Here is a 22,804-nt window from a genome sequence, read left to right as displayed (position 1 = left end):
AAATTAGCTGCTATAATCCTGCGTTCGAAAAAGGATCCCCGTTTTTAAGTTACATTAAGTTACATAATGGATAAATTTTTATGGCATTAGAGATTGAGAAAAAGAAAAATGCACCTGAGGCTCCCATTGAAAAAGCTAAGGGATTAAACATTTTTTTATGGTTGCTGACAGTATTGATCATCGCAGCGACCGCATTTGGTAATATTTATTTCCAAGACCAATATGCTACGCCGATTCGCGTAGTTGCAATTGTTGTCTTGCTGTTGATTTCTTTAGGTGTCGCAGCGAGCACCAACCAAGGCAGAAAAGCCCTTGGCTTCTTTAAAGATGCCCGTACCGAATTGCGCAAAATCGTCTGGCCGACCCGCCCGGAAACGACGCAAACTACATTGATGGTTGTTGGTATCACCGTGTTTGTGTCTTTAATCCTTTGGGGGTTAGATTCAATTATCGTCAGCATTATTACCTTTTTAACCGACTGGAGATTCTAAAATGACCGAAACCGCAAACAAAAAACGTTGGTATGTGTTGCAGGCATTCTCCGGTTTTGAAGCACGAGCAGCAACCACATTGCGTGAATACATTAAACTTCACAATATGGAAGATCAGTTCGGCGAAGTGTTGGTGCCGACGGAAGAGGTTGTTGAAAATGTAGCCGGTAAACGCCGTAAAAGTGAGCGTAAATATTTTCCGGGTTATGTGCTGGTGCAAATGGAAATGAATGATGACACCTGGCACTTGGTGCGCAGCGTGCCGCGGGTGATGGGTTTTATCGGCGGCACACCGGATAAGCCGGCACCAATCAGCAGTCGTGAAGCGGATATTATTTTAAATCGCTTAGAGCAAAGCAACGACAAACCGAAACCAAGAACGACATTCCAGCCGGGCGAAGAAGTGCGTGTAACTGAAGGGCCGTTTATAGATTTCAACGGTACAGTGGAAGAGGTCGATTACGAAAAAGGTCGTTTGAAAGTCTCCGTGTCTATTTTCGGTCGTGCTACACCGGTTGAACTTGAGTTCGGTCAGGTAGAAAAAAATAACTAGTAAAAACACATGGATTTTCTACCGCACTTTTGGGAAAGTGCGGTCGGTTTTTTCGGCGTTTTACTTGAAAAGCCGGTTGTATTTGATTAGAATGCAGCCCTTTTTAACAACAGGGGAGCTAGCAATAGCGTTATCACCCATTCAGAGGAAACTAAAATGGCAAAAAAAGTTCAAGCCTACGTTAAGCTGCAAGTTGCAGCCGGTATGGCAAACCCGTCTCCACCGGTTGGTCCTGCATTAGGTCAACAGGGTGTGAACATCATGGAATTCTGTAAAGCATTTAACGCTCGTACCGAGAGCTTAGAAAAAGGTTTACCGATTCCGGTTGTTATCACTGTTTATGCAGACCGTTCATTCACTTTCGTAACGAAAACTCCACCGGCAGCCGTGTTATTGAAAAAAGCGGCAGGCATTAAATCCGGTTCCGGTAAACCGAACAAGGATAAAGTGGGTAAAGTGACTTTGGATCAAATCCGTCAAATCGCTGAAACCAAAGCAGCCGATATGACCGGTGCGACTATCGAAACTAAAATGAAATCAATCGCCGGTACTGCTCGTTCAATGGGCTTAGTGGTAGAGGAGTAATACGATGGCTAAATTGACTAAAAGAATGAAAGCAATCAAAGCTGGCGTAGATTCTACTAAAGCGTACGAAATCAACGAAGCTATCGCATTGTTAAAACAATTCTCAACCGCTAAATTCGTTGAAAGCGTTGACGTTGCCGTAAACTTGGGTATCGACCCGCGTAAATCCGATCAAAACGTGCGTGGCGCAACCGTATTACCACACGGTACCGGTCGTGAAGTTCGCGTTGCTGTGTTCACTCAAGGTGCAAACGCAGAAGCGGCTAAAGCAGCCGGTGCGGATTTAGTGGGCATGGAAGATTTGGCAGAGCAAATCAAGAAAGGCGAAATGAACTTTGATGTTGTTATCGCTTCTCCTGATGCAATGCGTGTTGTCGGTCAATTAGGCCAAGTATTAGGTCCGCGCGGCTTAATGCCAAACCCGAAAGTCGGTACGGTAACACCAAACGTTGCCGAAGCGGTTAAAAACGCAAAATCCGGTCAGATTCGTTATCGCAACGACAAAAACGGTATCATCCACACCACTATCGGTAAAGCAAACTTCTCCGAAGATCAATTAAAAGAAAACCTTCAAGCGTTGTTAGCCGCGTTAACCAAAGCGAAACCTACCACGTCTAAAGGTATCTTCATCAAGAAAGTCAGCCTTTCTACCACGATGGGTGCCGGTGTAGCGATTGATCAAGCTTCACTTTAATCCGTAGAAATACGATGAAATATGACCGCACTTTTAAAAGTGCGGTTATTTTTTGCGACGTTTATTACGGGCGAATTGATGATTTTTTATCATAAGGCTTTACAAATGCCGTTTCGGTCGTTATAATTTGCGTCCTTTTTAGACCGCACTTTGCTTGCGGTTTAACATTTCTGGTTGGTGCTTGACCTCATTCAAGCCCCGTCCAAGACCGTAGGGGAGCAATCTTAATCATCCTACGTAGATGGTGAACAGAATAAGAATTTTCTTGCTTCTGTGCACCGAATTCGTCCTAATAGCTTTGTTATTAGGTATCTAAATTCCGAGCAATCGGAGTGTATTCAGGAGCTAACAGCCAATGGCATTAAATCTTCAAGACAAACAAGCAATTGTTGCCGAAGTAAATGAAGCAGCCAAAGGTGCCCTTTCTGCCGTGATCGCGGATTCCCGTGGTGTCACCGTAGATAAAATGACCGAATTGCGTAAATCTGCACGCGAAGCCGGTGTTTCTATGCGCGTTGTTCGTAATACTTTATTACGTCGTGCGGTAGAAGGCACTGAATTCGAGTGTTTAAAAGACGCTTTCACCGGTCCGACACTTATTGCATTCTCTAACGAACATCCGGGTGCTGCGGCACGTTTGTTCAAAGAATTTGCTAAAGCAAACGATAAGTTTGAACTTAAAGGTGCGGCCTTTGAAGGTAAGATCCAAGATGTTGAATTCTTAGCAACATTACCGATTTACGACGAAGCAATTGCACGTTTAATGGGCACAATGAAAGAAGCTGCGGCAGGCAAACTTGTTCGCACTTTTGCGGCATTACGCGACAAATTACAAGAAGCGGCTTAATCAAGCGTTTCTTCATCCAATTAACTTTATTTACTTTAGGAATTGATTGTTATGTCATTAACTAACGAACAAATCATTGAAGCGATTGCTTCTAAATCTGTAACTGAAATCGTTGAATTAATCGCAGCGATGGAAGAAAAATTCGGCGTTTCCGCAGCGGCAGCAGTAGCAGCAGCTCCGGCAGGTGGTGCAGCAGCAGCGGCAGAAGAAAAAACTGAATTCGACGTAGTTCTCGCTGAAGCAGGCGCTAACAAAGTAGCGGTAATCAAAGCAGTACGCGGTGCAACTGGTTTAGGCTTGAAAGAAGCTAAAGACTTAGTTGAATCTGCGCCGGCCGTATTGAAAGAAGGTATCGCTAAAGCAGAAGCAGAAGCACTTAAGAAAGAATTAGAAGAAGCCGGCGCGAAAGTAGAAATCAAATAATTTTGATTCGATTTCGTCCTGTTTTTCAGGCTAAATGGCTGGTGGGTAACCATCAGCCATTTTGTGCTATCAAAAACAGAAGTAAATTTGCCGTTTGATTACTTTTGTTTCCTCAAATTAAATCAAGCACGTTAATTTGAGTCATGCCCACTCAAGAAGTAAGGTTCATAGTGCGGTCATCTAAAACGGTATCTAATACATTATCACCAATATTTGCCCAAATTATTGTGTGTTGATTGTGGGTCACTGAACAGCAAGCAGAGGAACCCTATGGTTTACTCCTATACCGAGAAAAAACGAATTCGTAAAGACTTCGGCAAACGTCCGCAAGTTTTAAATATTCCCTATTTATTAACAATCCAGATCGATTCTTTTGAGAAATTTATTAAAAGAGATCCGGATAGTCAACAAGGCTTAGAAGCCGCTTTCCGCTCTGTCTTCCCAATTGTCAGTACGAACGGAAATACCGAATTACAATATGTCAGCTATCAATTAGGCGAGCCGGTATTTGATGTGCGTGAATGTCAAATTCGCGGCACGACTTATGCAGCACCGTTGCGTGTGAAATTGCGTTTAGTCAGCTATGACAAAGACGCAGCACCGGGTACTATCAAAGATATTAAAGAACAAGAAGTTTACATGGGTGAAATCCCACTGATGACCGATAACGGTACTTTTGTGATTAACGGTACCGAGCGTGTTATCGTGTCTCAATTACACCGTAGTCCGGGTGTGTTTTTTGATAGCGACAAAGGCAAAACCCACTCTTCAGGTAAAGTGCTTTATAATGCACGCATTATTCCTTACCGTGGTTCATGGTTGGATTTTGAGTTTGATCCAAAAGATAACTTATACGCACGTATTGACCGCCGTCGTAAATTACCGGCAACCATAATTTTGCGTGCTTTAGGCTACACCACTGAACAAATTTTAGATCTTTTCTTTTATAAAATTACTTTTGAAATCAAAGATAACAAATTGTTGATGACGTTAGTGCCGGAGCGCTTACGCGGTGAAACCGCCGCCTTTGATATTGAAGCCAAAGGCAAGGTGTATGTAGAACGCGGTCGTCGTATTACCGCCCGTCACATTAAAGCGTTGGAAAAAGATAAAATCACTCAGGTGGAAGTGCCAACCGAATATATTATCGGCAAAGTTGCCGCAAAAGATTATGTGGATTTAGAAACCGGCGAATTAATTTGCCCGGCGAATATGGAACTTTCCCTTGAATTATTGGCGAAATTGGCACAAGCCGGTTATACCACGCTGGAAACCTTATTTACTAATGACTTGGATTACGGGCCGTACATTTCCGAAACCCTGCGTGTCGATCCGTCGAACGACCGTTTAAGCGCTTTGGTGGAAATTTATCGTATGATGCGTCCGGGCGAACCACCGACAAAAGAAGCGGCGGAAGCGTTATTCGATAATTTATTCTTCTCTTCCGACCGCTATGATTTATCTGCGGTAGGTCGCATGAAATTCAACCGTTCTTTAGGCATTGAAGAAACCACCGGCAGCGGTACCTTAAGCAACGAAGATATTGTCAGTGTGATGAAGAAATTGATTGATATCCGTAATGGCCGTGGTGAAGTGGATGATATTGACCACTTAGGTAACCGTCGTATTCGTTCCGTGGGTGAAATGGCGGAAAATCAATTCCGTATCGGTTTGGTTCGTGTTGAACGCGCGGTAAAAGAACGCTTATCTTTAGGTGATTTGGAAGCCGTTACCCCGCAAGATTTAATCAACGCAAAACCGATTTCCGCTGCGGTGAAAGAATTCTTCGGTTCATCCCAATTATCTCAATTTATGGACCAGAACAACCCGTTATCGGAAGTGACCCACAAACGCCGTATTTCTGCGCTAGGTCCGGGCGGTTTAACCCGTGAGCGTGCCGGTTTTGAAGTACGTGACGTACACGCCACCCACTACGGTCGTGTGTGTCCGATTGAAACCCCTGAAGGTCCGAACATCGGTTTGATTAACTCGCTTTCCGTTTATGCGCGTACCAACGACTACGGTTTCTTGGAAACCCCGTATCGTAAAGTGGTGAACGGTCAAGTTACCGAAGAAATCGAATATTTGTCCGCCATTGAAGAAGGGAAATACGTTATTGCACAGGCGAACTCCAATCTTGATGATGATTTCCGCTTTACCGATGCCTTCGTAACCTGTCGTGGTGAACATGGTGAGTCCGGCTTGTATAAACCGGAAGAAATTCACTACATGGACGTTTCTACCCAACAAGTGGTTTCCGTGGCGGCGGCATTGATTCCGTTCCTGGAGCATGACGATGCGAACCGTGCCTTGATGGGGGCGAACATGCAACGTCAAGCCGTGCCGACCTTGCGCGCGGACAAACCGTTAGTCGGTACCGGTATCGAAAAAGCGGTAGCCCTTGACTCCGGTGTGGCGGTCGTGGCAAAACGCGGCGGTACTATTCAATATGTAGATGCGTCCCGTATCGTGGTGAAAGTCAACGAAGACGAAACCGTTGCGGGCGAAGCCGGTATTGATATTTATAACCTGATTAAATATACCCGTTCTAACCAAAATACCTGTATCAACCAAATTCCTTGTGTGGAATTGGGCGATCCGGTGGAACGCGGTGAAATCCTGGCAGACGGTCCTTCCACCGATTTAGGTGAATTGGCGTTGGGGCAAAACATTCGCGTAGCGTTCATGCCGTGGAACGGTTATAACTTCGAAGACTCCATGTTAGTCTCCGAGCGCGTGGTTCAACAAGATCGCTTCACCACGATTCACATCCAAGAGCTTTCTTGTGTGGCGCGTGATACCAAATTAGGCGCGGAAGAAATTACCGCGGATATTCCTAACGTCGGTGAAGCCGCACTAAGTAAGTTGGACGAATCCGGTATCGTGTATATCGGTGCGGAAGTGAAAGGCGGCGATATTCTGGTGGGTAAAGTGACACCAAAAGGTGAAACCCAATTAACCCCTGAAGAAAAATTATTGCGCGCGATCTTCGGTGAAAAAGCCTCCGATGTGAAAGACTCTTCTCTACGCGTACCAAACAGCGTTTCTGGTACGGTTATCGATGTGCAAGTGTTTACCCGCGATGGTGTGGAAAAAGACAAACGTGCGTTAGAAATTGAAGAAATGCAATTAAAACAAGCGAAAAAAGACTTGAGCGAAGAGTTTGAGATCTTGGAAGCCGGCTTGTTTATGCGCGTACGCAATCTGCTGTTATCCGGCGGTTTCGATGCGAAATCCTTGGATAAATTAGACCGCACTAAATGGTTAGAACAAACTTTAGATAACGAAGAAAAACAACACCAATTAGAACAGTTGGCAGAACAGCACGAAGAATTACGCAAAGAATTTGAACGTAAATTGGAAGTTCAACGCAACAAGATCATCCAAGGCGACGATTTGGCACCGGGCGTGTTGAAAGTGGTTAAAGTGTATCTTGCGGTGAAACGTCAAATTCAACCGGGTGATAAAATGGCGGGTCGTCACGGTAACAAAGGGGTTATCTCAAAAATTAATCCGGTGGAAGACATGCCATACGATGAAAACGGTCAACCTGTTGAAATCGTATTGAACCCGCTGGGCGTTCCGTCCCGTATGAATATCGGTCAGATCTTGGAAACTCACTTAGGTTTTGCAGCGAAAGGTATCGGCGATCAAATTAACGCGATGATTAAACAGCAACAATCTATCGCGAAATTACGTGAATACATACAAAAAGCCTATGACCTTGGCGGCGGTTCACAAAAAGTGGATCTCAGCACTTTTACCGACGAAGAAGTGATGCGTTTGGCGCAAAACCTGCGTAAAGGTTTGCCGGTTGCTACACCGGTATTTGACGGTGCACATGAAAAAGAAATCAAAGGTTTATTAGAGCTTGGTGGTTTACCGACTTCCGGTCAAATTACCCTTTATGATGGTCGCACAGGTGAAAAATTCGAGCGTCCGGTAACCGTAGGTTACATGTATATGCTCAAATTGAACCACTTAGTTGATGACAAAATGCACGCACGTTCAACCGGTTCTTACAGTCTTGTTACCCAACAACCGTTGGGCGGTAAGGCGCAATTCGGTGGTCAACGTTTCGGTGAGATGGAGGTGTGGGCACTTGAAGCTTATGGTGCAGCTTATACCTTACAAGAAATGTTAACAGTGAAATCCGATGACGTGAACGGTCGTACGAAGATGTATAAAAACATCGTCAGCGGCAACCAACAAATGGATCCGGGCACACCGGAATCTTTCAACGTAATTATGAAAGAAATCCGTTCACTTGGTATCAACATCGACTTGGACGAAGAATAAGTCAGGGTATTGACCCCTATTGAGCCCAAGTGCGGTCGATTTTAAAAACGTTTTGAAAAACGACCGCACTTGAATAAGTTTAACTCCGACAGGAGCAAATCTGTGAAAGACTTAGTTAAATTTTTAAAAGCACAATCAAAAACCGCTGAAGATTTTGATGTGATTAAAATCGGTTTAGCCTCACCTGACATGATCCGTTCTTGGTCATACGGTGAAGTTAAAAAACCTGAAACAATCAACTATCGTACCTTTAAACCGGAACGTGACGGTCTTTTCTGCGCCCGTATTTTCGGACCGGTAAAAGATTACGAATGTTTGTGCGGTAAGTACAAGCGCTTAAAACACCGTGGTGTGATTTGTGAAAAATGTGGCGTTGAAGTCACCCAAACCAAAGTACGCCGTGAGCGTATGGGGCACATCGAATTGGCTTCCCCGGTGGCGCACATTTGGTTCTTAAAATCCCTGCCGTCCCGTATCGGTTTGTTGTTAGATATGCCGTTGCGTGATATTGAACGCGTGCTTTATTTTGAATCTTATATCGTGATCGAGCCGGGCATGACCGATTTGGAACGCAGTCAGTTATTAACCGAAGAACAATATCTTGACGCGGAAGACCGCTGGCAGGATGAGTTCGACGCAAAAATGGGGGCGGAAGCCATTCAAGCCTTATTGCGCGGTATCGATTTGGAAGCGGAATGCGAAAATTTACGCGAAGAATTACAAGAAACCAATTCCGAAACCAAACGTAAGAAAATCACGAAACGCTTAAAATTATTGGAAGCTTTCTTGCAATCCGGCAACAAACCGGAATGGATGGTGATGACCGTATTGCCGGTACTTCCGCCGGATTTACGTCCGTTAGTGCCGTTAGACGGCGGTCGTTTCGCGACTTCCGATTTGAACGATTTATATCGTCGTGTGATTAACCGTAACAACCGTTTAAAACGTTTATTGGATCTTATCGCACCGGATATTATCGTGCGCAATGAAAAACGTATGTTGCAAGAATCCGTAGATGCCTTATTGGATAACGGTCGTCGCGGTCGTGCCATCACCGGTTCTAACCGTCGTCCGTTAAAATCATTGGCGGATATGATTAAAGGTAAACAAGGTCGTTTCCGTCAAAACTTGTTGGGTAAACGTGTTGACTATTCCGGTCGTTCCGTTATCACCGTAGGTCCATACTTACACCTACACCAATGCGGTTTGCCGAAGAAAATGGCGTTGGAATTATTCCGTCCGTTTATCTATGCAAAATTAGAAAGCCGTGGTTATACCACCACCATTAAAGCGGCGAAGAAAATGGTGGAGCGTGAAGACGCCATCGTTTGGGATATTCTGGCGGAAGTGATTCGCGAACATCCAATTCTGTTGAACCGTGCGCCGACACTTCACCGTTTGGGTATCCAGGCTTTTGAACCGATCTTAATCGAAGGTAAAGCGATCCAATTACACCCGCTTGTTTGTGCGGCGTTTAACGCGGACTTCGACGGTGACCAAATGGCGGTGCACGTTCCGTTGACGCTTGAAGCGCAATTAGAAGCGCGTGCGTTAATGATGTCCACCAATAACATTCTTTCTCCGGCGAACGGCGATCCGATTATCGTTCCGTCACAAGACGTGGTATTAGGGCTTTACTACATGACCCGCGAAAAAGTGAACGGTAAAGGTGAAGGCATGCTATTGCAAGATCCGCGCGAAGCGGAAAAAGCCTATCGTACCGGTCAGGCGGAATTGCATTCCCGCGTGAAAGTGCGTATTACCGAATATGTGAAAAACGACGCCGGTGAGTTTGAACCGAAAACAACCCTAACCGACACCACCATCGGTCGCGCCATCTTATGGATGATCGCGCCGAAAGGCATGCCGTTTAGCTTGTTTAACCAAACTCTTGGCAAAAAAGCCATTTCTAAGTTAATCAATGAAAGCTATCGTCGTTTAGGCTTAAAAGCCAGCGTCATGTTCGCCGACCAAATCATGTACACTGGTTTTGCTTATGCGGCACGTTCCGGTTCCTCCGTGGGTATCGACGACATGGTGATTCCGGCGAAGAAATACGAAATTATTTCTGCGGCGGAAGAAGAAGTTGCCGAAATTCAGGAACAATTCCAATCCGGTCTTGTGACAGCGGGCGAACGTTATAACAAAGTGATCGATATTTGGGCGGCAGCCAATGAACGCGTTGCCAAAGCCATGATGGAAAACCTGTCTTCGGAAGAAGTGATCAACCGCGAAGGTAAGCCGGAAAAACAAGCCTCTTTCAACAGTATCTTTATGATGGCGGATTCCGGTGCCCGTGGTTCTGCGGCGCAGATTCGTCAGTTAGCGGGTATGCGTGGTTTGATGGCACGTCCGGACGGTTCCATTATCGAAACCCCAATCACCGCGAACTTCCGTGAAGGGTTAAACGTTTTACAATACTTTATTTCTACCCACGGTGCGCGTAAAGGTTTGGCGGATACCGCGTTGAAAACCGCGAACTCCGGTTACTTAACCCGTCGTTTGGTTGACGTGGCACAAGACTTAGTGATCATCGAAGATGACTGTGGTACGCACGAAGGTATAGTGATGACTCCGTTAATCGAAGGTGGCGATGAAAAAGTGCCTCTACGCGAGTTGGTATTAGGTCGTGTGGCGGCGGAAGACATCTCCAAACCAGGTACGGAAGAAGTCTTAATTCCGCGCAATACCTTGCTTGATGAAAAATTGTGTGATGTGTTGGATGAAAATTCCGTGGACAGCGTAAAAGTGCGCTCCGTCGTAACCTGTAACACCGATTTCGGCGTTTGTGCGAAATGTTACGGTCGTGACCTGGCGCGCGGTCACCTGATTAACCAAGGTGAAGCGGTAGGTGTTATCGCGGCACAATCTATCGGTGAACCGGGTACACAGTTAACCATGCGTACGTTCCACATTGGTGGTGCGGCATCTGCGGCAGCCAAAGAATCCAGTGTACAAGTGAAAAACAACGGTACATTGCGTTTAGCCAATGCGAAATTCGTGACTAACAACGAAGGCAAATTGGTATTGACTTCCCGTAATACGGAGTTGACCGTTGTGGATAATTTCGGCCGTACTAAAGAGCATTATAAAGTGCCTTACGGTGCGATTTTAAGCAAAGGCGATCACCAGGAAGTAAATGCCGGCGAAACCATCGCCAACTGGGATCCGCATACTATGCCGGTGATCTCCGAAGTAGGCGGTTTTGTGAAATTCGTGGACATCGTGGACGGTTTAACCGTGACCCGTCAAACCGACGAACTCACCGGTCTTTCTTCCATCGTGGTGCAAGACGTGGGTGAACGTGCCACCGCCGGTAAAGATTTGCGCCCTGCAATCAAACTGGTTGATGAGAAAGGTAACGATGTCTTGGTACCGGGTACCGACGTCGCGGCGCAATACTTCTTGCCAAGTAAGGCAATCGTGACCTTAGATGACGGCGCAGAAGTGCATGTGGGTGATCCGTTGGCGCGTATTCCGCAAGAATCCGTGGGTACCAAAGATATTACCGGTGGTCTTCCGCGAGTGGCAGACTTATTTGAAGCGCGTAAACCGAAAGAGCCTGCCATCTTGGCGGAAATTTCCGGTATCGTGTCTTTCGGTAAAGAAACCAAAGGTAAACGTCGTTTATTGATTACCCCGGCGGAAGGCGAAGTGTACGAAGAAATGATTCCGAAATGGCGTCAATTGAACGTGTTCGAAGGTGAAATGGTACAACGCGGTGATTTAATCTCCGACGGTGCGGAAACGCCACATGACATCTTGCGTTTACGCGGTGTACACGCCGTGACCGAATACATCGTTAACGAAGTGCAGGAAGTTTACCGCTTACAGGGGGTAAAAATTAACGATAAACACATCGAAGTGATCGTACGCCAAATGTTGCGTAAAGCTATCGTTACCAAAGCCTACGATTCCGAATTCCTTGAAGGGGAACAAGTGGAAGTGGCGCGTGTGAAAATCGTTAACCGCAAACGCGAAGTGGAAGGCAAACAGCCGGTTGAATATGAACGCGAATTATTGGGTATCACCAAAGCGTCCTTGGCAACCGAGTCCTTCATCTCTGCGGCCTCCTTCCAGGAAACCACCCGTGTGTTAACGGAAGCGGCGGTTGCCGGTAAACGTGATGAATTACGTGGCTTGAAAGAAAACGTCATCGTGGGTCGTTTGATCCCTGCGGGTACCGGTTTTGCGTATCACCGAAATCGCCATAAAAACCCGACAGCCATCGTGGATGACGAGGTGTCGGTAAGATTATCGGCGGCGGATGAAGAAGAAATTGCTTCCGAATTCGTGATGACCTCCGAAGATGCGTCAGCAAGTTTAACCGAAATGTTAAACATGGTGGAAGAAGACAATCACGCGGAATAAGATTCCCGTAAATAAAAACCCGAGCCAGTCTCGGGTTTTTTGTCTACTATGCCTACTACCAATCTTAAAAAACACTTAAAATTTTGACCGCACTTTTCCGCTACAAAATCATTTTCACCAGTTTATCTGCTTTAATATGGGCGAATTTTTTCAGGAGTTTTTGTACCGGTGCCGGGTATTGATTTAATTCTTCCAGCTCGGTGTAGTGTTTCAGCACGGTGGTGTGGCGGCGGATGTATTCCAGTTCATTTAACACTTGGGGACGCAGTTGCTGTTTCGGATCGTGGATGAACAAACCGTTTTCCGCATCCAGACGCCACGCACGCGGGTTTAGGTTATTACCGGTGAGCAGAATATAATTTTCGTCCACCCAAACGCCTTTCAGATGATAGGTGTTATCGCCGTCTTTCCAGGTGCGTACGGTAAGTTGCCCCTCGGTGATTTCCCGTTCAAATTTTTTACTGAAACGACGCAAATTGCTTTCGTACAAATACGGCAGCGCACCCGCCATTTTAAACGGTTGATCCGGCGGAATATAAAAATCGTTCGCCACTTTGTTGCCGACGATAATCTCAATTTGCTTGCCTTTACCGAGCAAATAACGGATTTTTTGCTGCAACGTGTTCGGGAAATTGAAATATGGCGTACAAATAGTCAGTTTTTCTTCTACCAGTTGGAACAAGTCTTCAATGGTCGAATTGAGAATATTGCCTGCGCCGCCTAAACCGAATAACGGTGTAATCGTTAATTCATCGCCAAAAGACACCGCACTTGGCAGTTGATATTGCCCATACGCTGCAAGATTTTTACGGAACGCGCGAATATTGCCGCGAATTTCTTTGGTTTTCGGCGGGTTGGCGGCATCCAACGGCAGCACTACATCGGTATCCAGCAGATTCTGACGCACGAAATTCACCATGATGTCGGCTAATACGGGGTGAGTGATTTTTTGATAGCGATCGTAACGGTATTTCTCATTTTGCTGTAAATACACGTTATTAATGCTGGCGCCGCTGTATAGCACCGTGTCATCGAACACAAAACCTTTAATGTGCAGCACGCCGAACACTTCGCGGGTGTTAATCGGTACACCGAAGAACATATGCGGATCTTCTGCGAGTTGATATTTTTGGCGGGTTTCATAATACCAATCGGCATTGGTGGCGCTTTTCTCCGCGCCTAACAAATTACGTTGCGCCCGATGCCAATCAATTAAAATTTTTACTTCCAGTTCCGGTTTATCCTGCTTCGCACGATAAATTTCATCCAGAATTTCTTGTCCCGCTTCGTCATTTTGCCAATAAAGTGCGGTCACAATAATCCGCGTTTTTGCTTGTCGAATAAGTTGAATAATTTCGCTTTTAAAGGCAGCCGGGCTATAAATAAATTCCACTTGCTCCGGCTGTAACGGCAAACATGGCAGGCTTTCAAGACGTTTGCGGGCACGTTCGATTTTATCTGTAAACATAAATTAGTTCTCTGTAAAAACGCTGTGAGTAAGAATGTAAATGAATTTTAATTAGTGCCGTAGTTTACAATATTTATCGCCCGCCTTGGTAGAAAAAAGGTTTTTTTTCGTTATAATGTTCACACTTTTACACTAAAAATGAGCAAAATCCGTTCATTTTACCGCTATCCATATCGGCACCCACTATGAACCAACATTCAAACAAACCAACCTTCAAATCCGCAACGAAATCTTTCCAAGAAAAAGCCTTTAACGAACGCCATGTCGGCGCAGAACACAAAAAACGCGGGAAAAACCGACCGCACTTTAACGCACCGAATGCCGATTCACGCTCGGAGTTCAATAAAAAACAAGGCAAAAAGCCGCCCTTCAAGCGCGCCGACAGCCAAGAAAAAACCTTACATATTGCCGAAAGCACCATGAAAAAAGCCGGCGGGGCGGAAGGTGGCGTGAAAGTGATGGTGAAAAGCAGTCAATTTGGCGATAAACCGCGAGAGAAAAAAACCGGTCCGTTATCGCCGCGCGCACCGGAAAAAATCAAGAAAAATCGTGCCGAAGAAATGAAGGTGTATGGTGAAAACGCCTGTTTAGCCCTTTTTGAACAGCGCCCCGGCAATATCGTGCGCTTATGGGCGACCGTGCAAATGGCGCACAAAATCGGCGATCTTTGCAGCTATTTAGCCGCTAACAAAAAGGCTTATCACATTGTGGAGAACGACGAGCTCACCAAAGTCAGCGGCACCGAACATCACGGCGGCATTTGTATGCTGGTGAAAAAATCCCATCCGTTCACCTTGCAAGGTTATTTGGATGTGCCTCATCAAGAAGACTGTCTGGTGCTGTTAGACGGCGTGAATAACGCACAGAACCTCGGCGGCATTTTGCGCACCTGTGCGTTTTTCGGCGTTAAAAATATTGTGGTGGAAGACGCGGAAAGTCTCAATTCCGCCGCTACTCTACGCGTGGCGGAAGGCGGTGCGGAATACGTCCGCGTGCTGGAAACCGACGACACCCGCAACGCCCTTGAACAATTACGCCATGCCGGTTATCAAATTATTCATGTAAGCAGTGACAAAAACGCTCTATTGCTGGATAAAGTGCGGTTAAAAAATAAAACGGTTTTTGTGCTAAGCGAAGGCTCAACGGACACCTTGGCGGATAAATCCGACGAACAGGTACGCCTGTCTTTCGGCAACCCGCTGAAAAACGGCTTAAATGTCTCGGTAAATGCGGGGATTTTATTGGCGAAATGGTATTTTAGATAGCACATCGGGCGCTAAAAACACCCTGATTTTTCACCGCACTTTTAGCAAGACGGCACAAGAACTTACAACTTATCCGCGTGATGAATCAGCACAAAGCGTTCCCAAAGCTGGTCTTCGCTTTCGACATGGTCGGGGTCGGTGATGATACATTTGCTGATGGGGCAAACTTTTTGGCAGGTTGGGGTGTCGTAATGACCGACACATTCGGTGCATAAATTAGGATCGATGACATAGATCTCATCGCCGATTGAAATGGCTTCATTCGGGCATTCCGGCAGGCACATATCGCAGTTTGTGCATTTGTCAGTGATGAATAGTGCCACGGCGTCCTCGGGGAAAATTGAAAGGGTCGGATTATAATCAATACATTAATAAAATTAAAGGTATTTTATGAACGAAAAACGTATGTTGCTGCTGTCATTTTTTGTGGTGGCGTTTTTAATGTTTTTACTTGCCGGCTGGTATTATTTTTCCAAGCAGAAACAAGCGGTTGGCGTGGTAATCGATCGGGATTACGATTACATCATGAAAGACGATCCCATCGGACAGAATAAAAAAGCCCGTACCGATTATTACACGCTGGTGTTGTCCTGGTCGCCGGCGTTTTGTGAGCGCCAACGTAAGCAATATGGCGATAACCTGCCGAATTCCTTGCAATATCAATGTGGTTTGACCCGGCAGTTCGGTTGGATTGTGCATGGGTTATGGTCTCAAAACGAACAGGCGCGACGGGTTTCCGATCATCCGCGTTTCTGCCGGGGCGATTTGCCGAAATTGCCGCAGGAACTCATCGAACAATACCTGCCGGAAATGCCCGGCGCCAATTTAATCCAGGGCGAATGGGAAAAACACGGTTCGTGTATGTTCAACAACGCGCAGGATTATTTGGAAAAGATCAAAAATTTATACCGCACTTTAAAGCTGCCGAACTATGAATTAAGCCGTAACGAGTTGTTTAGCTGGGTAAAGAAAAATAACCCGCAACTCAAAGATCGCTATCTTGGCGCGGCGCGTAACGAATTATTCATTTGTTACGGCTTAGACTGGCAACCGATTGATTGCCCGCGCAATCGCACCGGTTATTAATTAATTTTGATAATCGTTTGCGTAGGATCAAAGGAATTGAGGTTACAAGCTACTTAGATCAGGGTATAATGCGGACAGTTTTTATTTTTAATTTTTCACAAGCAAAGAGGTAAATTATGTCAGTAATTAAAATGACCGATTTAGATTTGAACGGTAAACGCGTATTTATCCGTGCCGACCTGAATGTGCCGGTAAAAGACGGTAAAGTCACTTCCGATGCGCGTATTCGTGCCACCATCCCAACCTTAAAATTAGCCTTGGAAAAAGGCGCCAAAGTGATGGTCACCTCCCACTTAGGTCGTCCGACCGAAGGTGAATTCAAACCTGAAGATTCCCTCCAACCCGTTGTTGATTATTTAAACGAACATCTTGATGTGCCGGTACGTTTAGTGCGTGATTACCTCGACGGCGTAGATGTTAACGCCGGCGAAATCGTTGTATTGGAAAACGTTCGCGTAAACAAAGGCGAAAAGAAAAACGATCCTGAATTAGGCAAAAAATACGCCGCACTTTGTGATGTGTTCGTAATGGACGCTTTCGGTACCGCACACCGCGCCCAAGCCTCTACTTACGGCGTCGCCGAATTCGCCCCGGTTGCCTGCGCAGGCCCGTTACTTGCGGCGGAACTGGATGCCCTCGGCAAAGCGTTAAAAGAACCTGCACGCCCGATGGTGGCGATTGTGGGCGGTTCTAAAGTGTCCACCAAATTGGAAGTATTGAACTCCCTGTCTAAAATTGCCGACCAGATTATCGTGGGCGGCGGTATTGCCAACACCTTCATCGCTGCAGCCGGTCACAATGTGGGTAAATCCTTATATGAAGCGGATTTAATCCCGGTTGCCAAGGCATTAGCGGCAAGCACCGATATTCCTGTGCCGGTTGATGTTCGCGTTGGTACCGAATTCTCTGAAACCGCACCGGCAACCGAAAAATCCGTGACCGAAGTAAAAGATGACGAATCCATTTTCGACATCGGTGACAAATCCGCAGAGCAACTTGCGGACATCATCAAAAACGCCAAAACTGTACTATGGAACGGCCCGGTGGGCGTGTTTGAATTCCCGAACTTCCGCAAAGGAACTGAAATCATTTCTCGCGCTATTGCCAACAGCGACGCATTCTCTATTGCGGGCGGTGGTGATACTTTGGCGGCTATCGATCTTTTCGGTATTGCAGATAAAATCTCTTACATCTCAACCGGCGGTGGTGCGTTCTTAGAATTCGTCGAAGGTAAGGTCTTACCGGCTGTGGAAATTCTTGAAAAACGCGCGAAAAACTAACCGCACTTTTAATTAAACGTATGGGGCGACAGGTGGTTGCCATACATAAAAAAGGAAACATAACTATGGCTAAATTATTAGATATCGTAAAACCGGGCGTACTTACCGGTGAAGATGTACAAAAAGTATTCGCATACGCAAAGGAACACGGTTTTGCCATTCCGGCCGTGAACTGCGTCGGTTCCGATTCTGTGAATGCCGTATTGGAAACCGCCGCCCGTGTAAAAGCGCCGGTCATCATTCAGTTCTCTAACGGCGGTGCGGCATTCTATGCGGGTAAAGGCATTAAACCTGCCGGCGGCGCCCGCCCAGACGTATTAGGTGCCATTGCCGGTGCGAAACACGTTCATGCTTTAGCTAAAGAATACGGCGTGCCGGTAATTTTACACACCGACCACGCAGCGAAAAAATTACTGCCTTGGATCGATGGCTTACTTGATGCCGGTGAAAAACACTTCGCCGAAACCGGACGCCCGCTGTTCTCCTCCCACATGATCGACCTTTCCGAAGAACCGATGGAAGAAAACATGGCAATCTGCCGTGAATACCTTGCCCGCATGAGCAAAATGGGCATGACCCTTGAAATCGAAATAGGTATCACCGGCGGTGAAGAAGACGGCGTGGATAACTCCGATGTGGATGAATCCCGTCTTTATACCCAACCGTCCGACGTGCTTTACGTTTACGACCAATTACATCCGGTAAGCCCGAACTTCACCGTAGCGGCGGCATTCGGTAACGTACACGGCGTGTACAAACCGGGTAATGTGAAATTAAAACCGTCTATTTTAGGGGCAAGCCAAGAATTCGTGGCGAAACAACGTAACCTTCCGGCAAAACCGATCAACTTCGTCTTCCACGGCGGTTCCGGTTCCAGCCGCGAAGAAATCCGTGAAGCCATTGGTTACGGCGCGATTAAAATGAATATCGATACCGACACTCAATGGGCATCCTGGAATGGCATTTTAAACTTCTACAAAGCCAACGAAGCATATTTGCAAGGTCAATTAGGCAACCCGTCAGGTCCTGACGCACCGAACAAAAAATACTACGATCCGCGCGTTTGGTTACGCAAAATGGAAGAATCCATGTCTAAACGTTTAGAGCAATCTTTCGAAGACTTAAACTGTGTAGATGTTTTATAGTTTAAAAATACATTAAAAACCGACCGCACTTTTGACATATCGATGATAAAGTGCGGTCATTTTTTTAAGCGTTTTCTTGCCGATAATGAGATGACAACATACAAACTTCCCCTGACAGGGGTTATTAACGCAACACTGGTGTTCTTTTTTACCTGCCTGCTTGTGTTGAAACACGGTTATAACTATACCCCGGCAATCTTGTCTCTGATGGGCGTAATTTTTTTCATTTACCGACAATTATATAAACCGAAGGGCAATCTCACCCATGATGGCAATGAGAAATGGTTTGTTGCCACCCTGCTGTTTTATGTGCTGCTTTTTGCTCTTTCGATTCTGTACCACCAAGGCAAAATTCGGGAATTTGACAACCCGAGCCGCATTCTCCTTTTTCTGACTTTGCTGCCGTTACTGGCGCATTATCCGATACGCTTTCATTGGCTTTTACACGCCATTCCATGGGGCAGCCTGATTGCGGGCGTTACCGCTATTATTCATCGCTTTATCTTGAATTACTACATGGCATTTGAGTATCAAATGCACATTCAATCCGGTGATATTGCCATGTCGCTGGGCATGTTTTCCCTGGCGATTACCTTTTACTTTTTTATAAAAAGACAATATCGCTTCGGTGCCTTGTATTTCGTTTTCAGCCTGATGGGTGTGTTCGCCAGCTTATTATCCACCGCACGCGGTGGCTGGATTGGTATCCCTTTTGTTCTCCTGTTAATCCTCTTTGCTTATCGTCGTTATTTATCGAAAAAATTCTTCGCCGGCTTTTTTATTGCGCTTGCCCTGATTGTGACGACCGTTGCAATGTTGCCGAATACCAAAATTAAAGAACGCATCGTCGCCGCAGAATACGACATCACCGCCTATTTCCAACAAAATAACGGTTCTACCTCTGTCGGCGCCCGTTTTGATATGTGGAAAAGCGTGATGTTAATGGCGCAGGAAAAACCGATTTTCGGTTGGGGGGTGCAAGGCGTCAGCGAAAAACGCAAATTACAGCACGAGCAGGGCTTAATCAGCCAATATGCCGCTTCCTTTAACCATGCCCACAACCAATATTTTGACGATTTATCCAAACGCGGCACCTTAGGTTTACTCGCCTTACTCGGCGTATTTTTCGTGCCGTTACGTTTCTTTATGCGACATCTCAAAAGCGCCGATTTAGAACTGAAACTCGCTTCGTTGTTAGGTGCCGTCCATATTGTTTCCGTGATGTTCTACTGTTTCAGCCAAGGCTTTTTCAGCCATAACTCGGGCAATATTTTCTATTTTTTCCTGGTGATTGTGTTTTACGCCTTGGTTAAGCAACTTAGCGCCGCCACAGAGAATCCGCGCCATGAATAACACCGAACTGTTGCAATTTGCCGCGCAATTTCCGCTGCAATATCTGCCGGGCGAACGTCAATGCCGCTTGGCTTATCGGCATTTTATACATCATCCCGTCGCCCGCAAGTTAGTGATTCTGGTGAACGGCAGGGCGGAAAACATCCTGAAATGGACGGAAATCGCGCAGGATTTTTATCATCAGGGCTACGATGTATTGCTGTTTGATCATCGCGGGCAGGGTTATTCGCAACGCCTATTGAAAGACGGCGAAAAAGGGCATTTAGACGAATTTCGGTTTTACGCGCAGGACATGGCAAAAATCATTGAAAATCTGACCGCACTTTATCCTTATCCGACGCAATACCTGCTCGCCCATTCTCTCGGTGCGTTGATTTCTGCCTACTATCTGGCGAATTTTGATCATCGTATTAAACAGGCGGCCTTTTCCGCACCTTTTTTCGGCGTGCCACTCAAAAAGCCGATGCGTGACGAATTATTGCTGAATTTGATGATGTTATGGGGGCAAGGCGAACGTTATGTGTTCGGCAAAAGCGCCTACAAACCGGTGGATACGGCACAGAACGAGTTAAGTCATAGTGTGGCGCGAATGCAATGGATGAATGAGGTGAATCGGGACAACCCGTCAATTCGGCTGGGTGGACCGACGTTCCGTTGGGTGCATTTGTGTCTCACCGCCATTAAGCATCTGTCGAAAATTCTGCCTCGTATCGAAACGCCGGTGTTGGTGTTGGAGGCAGAACAGGAAAAGATCGTGAACAATAAAACGCTGAAAAAACTGACCGCACTTTTGCCCCATGGCGAACGGCAAAAAATTCATGGCGCCAAACATGAAATTCTATTTGAAATCGATGAAATTCGCACGCTGGCGCTACAACGCATTTATGCGTTTTTTAATCCAGACAAGCCCGCATAAACAGCACGTCGAACCAGGTAAACAGCAAACTCCCAAATAAATGGGCGGCGATCACGCCAAGCCCCATCATCCATTTGCCATTCAACAGATTTTCCATGACTTCCGCCGAAAAAGAAGAAAATGTCGTCAAACTACCGAGAAAACCGGTCACCAGGAAAAGTTTCCATTCGTTAGAAATCTGTGGAAAATGCCAAAATAGCGCCAGCAACAAACCGATAATAAAACAGCCGAAATAATTGGCGATAAGCGTACCGAAAGAAAACATGGCGAACAGCGGATTCAGCCATAAACCCAAGCCCCAACGCAAGCCGGCGCCTAATGCTGCGCCGCTGCTAATCAGCAAAAGCGTGGATAACATCATCAGTAAATGCCATAAATAGCACGTAAATACGACGCCACTGCTTCATGTCCGTGGCGACCGATAACTTCCAGTTGTGGCGCCGCTTGTTTCAGACGCGGATCGGCGTTCCCCATCACGCAGCCTTTGCCCACTTCCGTCAACATTTCCACGTCATTCATGCCGTCGCCGAAAGCGATGCAATCCTGCAAATCGTAATCTTTTTGTTGTACGACTTGAGCCAGCGTGGAGGCTTTCGATATGCCTTTCCCCATCACTTCCAGGCAAATAGGCGTGGAATAAGTAATGTTGGCAAGCGTGCCGAAACGCGTGCGTAATTGTTCTTCCAGTGCCACCAAATCCGCCGGTGTGCGTCCGATAAAAAAGACTTTTTCCGTATCTCTGCCGTGATGTTGTTTAAAATCAACCACATCGTAAACGAAACCGGAATCTTTATGATATTTATAAAGCTCGGGAATATCTTTATTGATAAACCAGCGTTCTGCCTGATAACTGTTCACGCAAACCCGCGTATCATCAAAGGAAAGGTTCATGATTTCATAGGCAATGTTTTCAGGCAGGGAATTATTGAGTAGCAACTCGCCTTGCAAATTATGCGCCTGCGCGCCGTTTGAAGTAATCAGCACCGCCTCTTTCACCTTGGTCTTCTTCAAAATACTCGATACGTCAAAATAGTTACGCCCCGTGGCAAGAATAATATCCACCTTGTTGTCATATAAGCGTTCCAAGGTTTGTGCGGTAAAATCGCCCACCACATGATGCCCGTTGAGCAACGTGCCGTCCATGTCGGAAACGACGGCACGATAAGGAAATTTTTGCATGATTTGTTGCCTCAAATAAAATAAATGGCTAATGGTAACAAATTTTGCACAAAAATATCCGTTGTTTCCTTGAATTTTTTGAAGAAATGTAATAAAAGATTAAATCCTTCACGTAGTAAAAAAATTCCTCCCGCAAAATAGAAGTTATCGTAAGTATGAACGGTGCAAATTTAATAATCGAGTGCTTAAAAGCACACAATGTGGACACCATTTTCGGCTATCCCGGCGGTGCCATCATGCCAACCTACGATGCCATCTATGATTCCGGTTTAGATCATCTGCTTTGCCGTAACGAACAGGGTGCCGCCATGGCGGCTATCGGCTATGCCCACACTTCGGGAAAAGTCGGCGTGTGTATCGCTACCTCCGGACCGGGAGCCACCAATCTCATCACTGGGCTTGGCGATGCCTTATTGGATTCGATTCCCATCGTCGCTATTACCGGGCAGGTCGCCTCCCCTCTCATCGGCACCGATGCATTCCAGGAAGCGGACGTATTAGGTTTGTCCCTTGCCTGCACCAAACACAGTTTCATCGTGCAAAACATTGAAGAATTGCCTGAAATTCTCGCCAACGCTTTTGAGATCGCACAAAGCGGCAGACCGGGCCCAGTGCTGGTGGATGTACCGAAGGACGTACAAATTACACCGACTACGGCGAAGCCAAAGGTAAATCCGTCGCCAAAAACCACCGCACTTCATGAGGAACATTTAACCCAAGCCTTAACGTTATTACGCGAAGCGCAACGCCCGGTCGCCTATATCGGCGGCGGTTGATCTGCTCCCCAAAACTTGGACAGATAACTAAACCTAAGTTAAATATTGAGCTCTGTACTGCACAGGGCTCAAA

Annotated in this window: 18 protein-coding genes and 1 pseudogene; 15 read left to right on the top strand and 4 right to left on the bottom strand. The window is 46.2% G+C overall.

From position 1 onward, the window contains the following. Window positions 1–80 precede the first annotated feature (80 nt). The 8 genes from secE (at window position 81) to rpoC (ending at window position 12,263) form a co-directional block, all read left to right on the top strand. Window positions 81–491, top strand: a complete 411-nt coding sequence (secE, locus tag DK423_RS02090) for a preprotein translocase subunit SecE (RefSeq protein WP_005558360.1) — start codon at window positions 81–83, stop codon at window positions 489–491. Window position 492: 1 nt separating this feature from the next. Next, window positions 493–1,044, top strand: a complete 552-nt coding sequence (gene nusG, locus DK423_RS02085; RefSeq protein ID WP_005558359.1) for a transcription termination/antitermination protein NusG — start codon at window positions 493–495, stop codon at window positions 1,042–1,044. 156 nt (window positions 1,045–1,200) lie between these two features. Further along, window positions 1,201–1,629, top strand: a complete 429-nt coding sequence (gene rplK, locus DK423_RS02080) for a 50S ribosomal protein L11 (RefSeq protein ID WP_005542594.1) — start codon at window positions 1,201–1,203, stop codon at window positions 1,627–1,629. Between the two features lie 4 nt (window positions 1,630–1,633). Then, window positions 1,634–2,323 carry a 50S ribosomal protein L1 gene (gene rplA / locus DK423_RS02075; protein WP_005558357.1) on the top strand — a complete coding sequence of 230 codons (690 nt, stop codon included), beginning with the start codon at window positions 1,634–1,636 and terminating at the stop codon, window positions 2,321–2,323. Window positions 2,324–2,678: 355 nt separating this feature from the next. After that, the gene (rplJ, locus tag DK423_RS02070; protein WP_005558355.1) at window positions 2,679–3,170 is read left to right on the top strand and encodes a 50S ribosomal protein L10; all 492 of its coding nucleotides are present in this window, start codon (window positions 2,679–2,681) and stop codon (window positions 3,168–3,170) included. A gap of 51 nt (window positions 3,171–3,221) precedes the next feature. Next, complete coding sequence (gene rplL, locus DK423_RS02065) at window positions 3,222–3,593, top strand: 50S ribosomal protein L7/L12 (protein WP_005558353.1); 372 nt, start codon at window positions 3,222–3,224, stop codon at window positions 3,591–3,593. 270 nt (window positions 3,594–3,863) lie between these two features. Further along, a complete protein-coding gene (gene rpoB, locus DK423_RS02060) occupies window positions 3,864–7,892 on the top strand; it encodes a DNA-directed RNA polymerase subunit beta (RefSeq protein WP_109043857.1) in 4,029 nt (1,342 codons plus the stop codon). A 102-nt stretch (window positions 7,893–7,994) separates the two neighbouring features. Further along, window positions 7,995–12,263 carry a DNA-directed RNA polymerase subunit beta' gene (gene rpoC, locus DK423_RS02055; protein WP_005558347.1) on the top strand — a complete coding sequence of 1,423 codons (4,269 nt, stop codon included), beginning with the start codon at window positions 7,995–7,997 and terminating at the stop codon, window positions 12,261–12,263. A gap of 100 nt (window positions 12,264–12,363) precedes the next feature. On the opposite strand, the gene pssA is transcribed toward rpoC, so the two are convergent. Next, window positions 12,364–13,731 carry a CDP-diacylglycerol--serine O-phosphatidyltransferase gene (gene pssA / locus DK423_RS02050; RefSeq protein WP_005558345.1) on the bottom strand — a complete coding sequence of 456 codons (1,368 nt, stop codon included), beginning with the start codon at window positions 13,729–13,731 and terminating at the stop codon, window positions 12,364–12,366. 185 nt (window positions 13,732–13,916) lie between these two features. Between pssA and DK423_RS02045 the strand changes: the two genes are divergently transcribed. Beyond that, window positions 13,917–14,996: a tRNA/rRNA methyltransferase gene (locus tag DK423_RS02045; RefSeq protein ID WP_005558343.1), complete on the top strand. Its 1,080-nt coding sequence runs from the start codon at window positions 13,917–13,919 to the stop codon at window positions 14,994–14,996. Between the two features lie 62 nt (window positions 14,997–15,058). Here DK423_RS02045 and DK423_RS02040 read toward each other — a convergent pair whose 3' ends face one another. Then, window positions 15,059–15,319 (bottom strand): YfhL family 4Fe-4S dicluster ferredoxin, encoded by a 261-nt coding sequence (locus DK423_RS02040; RefSeq protein ID WP_005577046.1) that lies wholly within the window; start codon window positions 15,317–15,319, stop codon window positions 15,059–15,061. 67 nt (window positions 15,320–15,386) lie between these two features. Between DK423_RS02040 and DK423_RS02035 the strand changes: the two genes are divergently transcribed. From DK423_RS02035 to DK423_RS02010, 5 genes are all read left to right on the top strand, one after another. Further along, window positions 15,387–16,082 (top strand): ribonuclease T2 family protein, encoded by a 696-nt coding sequence (locus DK423_RS02035; RefSeq protein WP_061886343.1) that lies wholly within the window; start codon window positions 15,387–15,389, stop codon window positions 16,080–16,082. A 116-nt stretch (window positions 16,083–16,198) separates the two neighbouring features. After that, the gene (gene pgk, locus DK423_RS02030) at window positions 16,199–17,362 is read left to right on the top strand and encodes a phosphoglycerate kinase (protein WP_005558339.1); all 1,164 of its coding nucleotides are present in this window, start codon (window positions 16,199–16,201) and stop codon (window positions 17,360–17,362) included. Window positions 17,363–17,427: 65 nt separating this feature from the next. After that, complete coding sequence (gene fbaA, locus DK423_RS02025) at window positions 17,428–18,507, top strand: class II fructose-bisphosphate aldolase (RefSeq protein ID WP_005558337.1); 1,080 nt, start codon at window positions 17,428–17,430, stop codon at window positions 18,505–18,507. A 207-nt stretch (window positions 18,508–18,714) separates the two neighbouring features. Beyond that, complete coding sequence (locus tag DK423_RS02015) at window positions 18,715–19,860, top strand: O-antigen ligase family protein (RefSeq protein ID WP_061886036.1); 1,146 nt, start codon at window positions 18,715–18,717, stop codon at window positions 19,858–19,860. Beyond that, entirely contained in the window at window positions 19,853–20,776 is a 924-nt protein-coding gene (locus DK423_RS02010) for an alpha/beta fold hydrolase (RefSeq protein ID WP_109043856.1), read from the top strand. The genes DK423_RS02015 and DK423_RS02010 overlap by 8 nt, the downstream gene beginning before the upstream one ends. Here DK423_RS02010 and crcB read toward each other — a convergent pair. Together crcB and DK423_RS02000 are read right to left on the bottom strand one after the other, a co-directional pair. Next, entirely contained in the window at window positions 20,754–21,137 is a 384-nt protein-coding gene (gene crcB, locus DK423_RS02005; protein WP_032996802.1) for a fluoride efflux transporter CrcB, read from the bottom strand. The genes DK423_RS02010 and crcB overlap by 23 nt on opposite strands. Next, window positions 21,137–21,955: a Cof-type HAD-IIB family hydrolase gene (locus DK423_RS02000; RefSeq protein WP_005558326.1), complete on the bottom strand. Its 819-nt coding sequence runs from the start codon at window positions 21,953–21,955 to the stop codon at window positions 21,137–21,139. The genes crcB and DK423_RS02000 overlap by 1 nt, the downstream gene beginning before the upstream one ends. A 155-nt stretch (window positions 21,956–22,110) precedes the next feature. Between DK423_RS02000 and DK423_RS01995 the strand changes: the two are divergent. Beyond that, window positions 22,111–22,728 (top strand): annotated as a pseudogene (locus tag DK423_RS01995) (thiamine pyrophosphate-binding protein); the annotation flags it as partial. Between the last annotated feature and the right edge of the window lie 76 nt (window positions 22,729–22,804).

It is taken from the genome of Aggregatibacter actinomycetemcomitans, assembly GCF_003130205.1.
Taxonomy (GTDB): domain Bacteria; phylum Pseudomonadota; class Gammaproteobacteria; order Enterobacterales; family Pasteurellaceae; genus Aggregatibacter; species Aggregatibacter actinomycetemcomitans_A.
The sequence above is the reverse complement of the archived record's forward strand: the minus strand, read 5'-3'. Positions and strand labels throughout refer to the sequence as shown.